2 protein-coding genes are annotated in these 2,697 nt (G+C 72.3%); both read right to left on the bottom strand.

The annotated features are described in order from the left end of the window. A partial coding sequence (gene metH, locus PUR71_RS01555; RefSeq protein WP_329924459.1) for a methionine synthase occupies window positions 1-2,340 on the bottom strand: 2,340 nt, incomplete at its 3' end. A gap of 45 nt (window positions 2,341-2,385) precedes the next feature. Continuing rightward, on the bottom strand, window positions 2,386-2,697 hold a 312-nt coding region (locus PUR71_RS01550; RefSeq protein ID WP_329924458.1), incomplete at its 5' end, for a methionine adenosyltransferase domain-containing protein.

Here is a 2,697-nt window from a genome sequence, read left to right as displayed (position 1 = left end):
GTCCGCCCTGTGCTCCTGCGCGGCGTCCAGGATCGCCGAAACCGGCTGCTTGATGCCGAGGTTGACGACGTTGTAGCCGTTGTTGGACAGGATGATGTCGACCAGGTTCTTGCCGATGTCGTGGACGTCGCCCTTGACGGTCGCCAGCACGATCGTGCCCTTGCCCGCGTCCTGCGACCGCTCCATGTGCGGCTCCAGGTAGGCGACCGCGGTCTTCATCACCTCGGCGGACTGGAGCACGAACGGCAGCTGCATCTGGCCCGAGCCGAACAGCTCGCCGACGACCTTCATGCCGGACAGCAGGGTGTCGTTGACGATCTCCAGCGCGGGCCGCAGCGCCAGCGCCTCGTCGAGGTCCGCCTCCAGGCCGCCCCGCTCACCGTCGACGATCCGCCGCCGCAGCCGCTCGTCCAGCGGGAGCGCGGCCAGCTCCTCCGCCTTCGACGCCCGGACGGACGCCGCGCTCACGCCCTCGAACAGCTCCAGCAGCCGCTGCAACGGGTCGTAGCCGTCCCGGCGCCGGTCGTACACCAGGTCCAGGGCCGCTTCCCGCTGCTCGTCCGGGATGCGCGCCATCGGCAGGATCTTGGCGGCGTGGACGATCGCCGAGTCCAGGCCGGCCTCCACGCACTCGTGCAGGAACACCGAGTTGAGCACCTGCCGGGCCGCCGGGGACAGGCCGAAGGAGATGTTGGACAGGCCCTGCGTGGTCTGCACGGCCGGGTGCCGCCGATTGAGCTCGCGGATCGCCTCGATCGTCTCGATGCCGTCCCGGCGGGACTCCTCCTGTCCGGTGCCGAGCGTGAACGCCAGGCAGTCCACCAGGACGTCCTGCTCCCGGATCCCGTACTCGCGGCCCAGCTGCCCGATCAGCCGCTCGGCGATCTCCACCTTCTTCGCGGCGGTGCGGGCCTGGCCCTCCTCGTCGATGGTCAGCGCGATCAGCGCCGCGCCGTGCTCGCGGGCCAGGCCGGCCACCCGGCCGAAGCGGGTGTCCGGGCCGTCGCCGTCCTCGTAGTTCACGGAGTTGAGCACCGCGCGCCCGCCGAGCATCTCCAGGCCGGCGCGCAGGACGTCCGGCTCGGTGGAGTCCAGGACGATCGGCAGGGTGGAGGCGGTCGCCAGGCGGCCGGCGATCTCCTTCATGTCGGCGACGCCGTCGCGGCCGACGTAGTCGACGCACAGGTCCAGCAGGTGCGCGCCCTCGCGGATCTGGTCGCGGGCGATCTCCACGCAGGCCTGCCAGTCGCCGGCCAGCATCGACTCGCGGAACTTCTTCGAGCCGTTCGCGTTGGTGCGCTCGCCGATCGCCAGGTAGGAGGTGTCCTGGCGGAACGGCACCGCCTGGTACAGCGAGGCCGCCGACGCCTCCGGCCGCGGCGAGCGCGGCGTGACCTCCCGGCCGCGCACCCGCTCCACCACCGCCCGCAGGTGCTCCGGCGTCGTGCCGCAGCAGCCGCCGACCAGCGACAGGCCGTACTCCCGGACGAACCCCTCCTGCGCCCGCGCCAGGCCGTCCGGGCCCAGCGGGAAGTACGCACCGTCCTTGCCCAGCACCGGCAGGCCCGCGTTCGGCATGCAGGACAGGCCGATCCGGGCGTGCCGGGCCAGGTAGCGCAGGTGCTCGCTCATCTCCGCCGGCCCGGTCGAGCAGTTCAGCCCGATCAGGTCGACGCCCATCGGCTCCAGCGCGGTGAGCGCGGCGCCGATCTCCGAGCCCAGCAGCATCGTGCCGGTGGTCTCCATCGCGACCTGGACGATCAGCGGCAGGTCGACCCCGGCGTCCGCCATGGCCTGCCGGGCGCCCAGCAGCGCCGCCTTGACCTGGAGGAGGTCCTGACTGGTCTCCACGAGCAGCGCGTCCGCCCCGCCCGCGACCAGTCCGGCCGCGTTGCGCTCGAAGCCGTCGCGCAGCACGTCGAACGGCAGGTGTCCGAGGGTCGGCAGCTTGGTGCCGGGCCCGATCGAGCCGAGCACCCAGCGCGGGCGCTCCGGGGTGGCGCAGGCGTCGGCCGCCTCGCGCGCCACCCGGGCGCCCGCCTCGGACAGCTCGAAGATCCGGCCGGCGATCTCGTACTCGTTCAGCGCCGAGAAGTTGGCGCCGAAGGTGTTGGTCTCCACGCAGTCCACGCCGACCGCGAAGTAGGCCTCGTGGACGCCGCGCACGATGTCCGGCCGGGTGAGGTTCAGGACCTCGTTGCAGCCCTCCAGGTTCTGGAAGTCCTCCATGGTCGGGTCCTGGGCCTGGAGCATGGTGCCCATCGCACCGTCGGCGACCACCACCCGGGTGGCGAACGCCTCCCGGAGCGCGTCCGCCCTGCGCTGCTGACTGTCCTTCACAACCGCTCTTCCCTCCGGAACTGGACTGGCACGGCGACCGACGGCTCAGCCCGCGCCGGCGGCCTTGCGGAGCAGCTCGGCCCGGTCGGTGCGCTCCCAGGTGAAGTCCGGCAGCTCGCGGCCGAAGTGGCCGTAGGCGGCGGTCCGGGAGTAGATGGGCCGCAGCAGGTCGAGGTCGCGGATGATCGCGGCGGGACGCAGGTCGAAGACCTCGCCGACGGCCTTCTGGATGTCGAGGACCGGGACGGACTCGGTGCCGAAGGTCTCGACGAACAGGCCGACGGGCTCGGCCTTGCCGATGGCGTAGGCGACCTGGACCTCGGCGCGGCGGGCCAGGCCGGCGGCGACGATGTTCTT

The sequence above is a fragment of the Streptomyces sp. SP17BM10 genome (assembly GCF_036322405.1).
Lineage (GTDB): Bacteria > Actinomycetota > Actinomycetes > Streptomycetales > Streptomycetaceae > Kitasatospora.
Note: the sequence above shows the minus strand (reverse complement) of the source record. Positions and strands in the feature narration are given on the sequence as shown.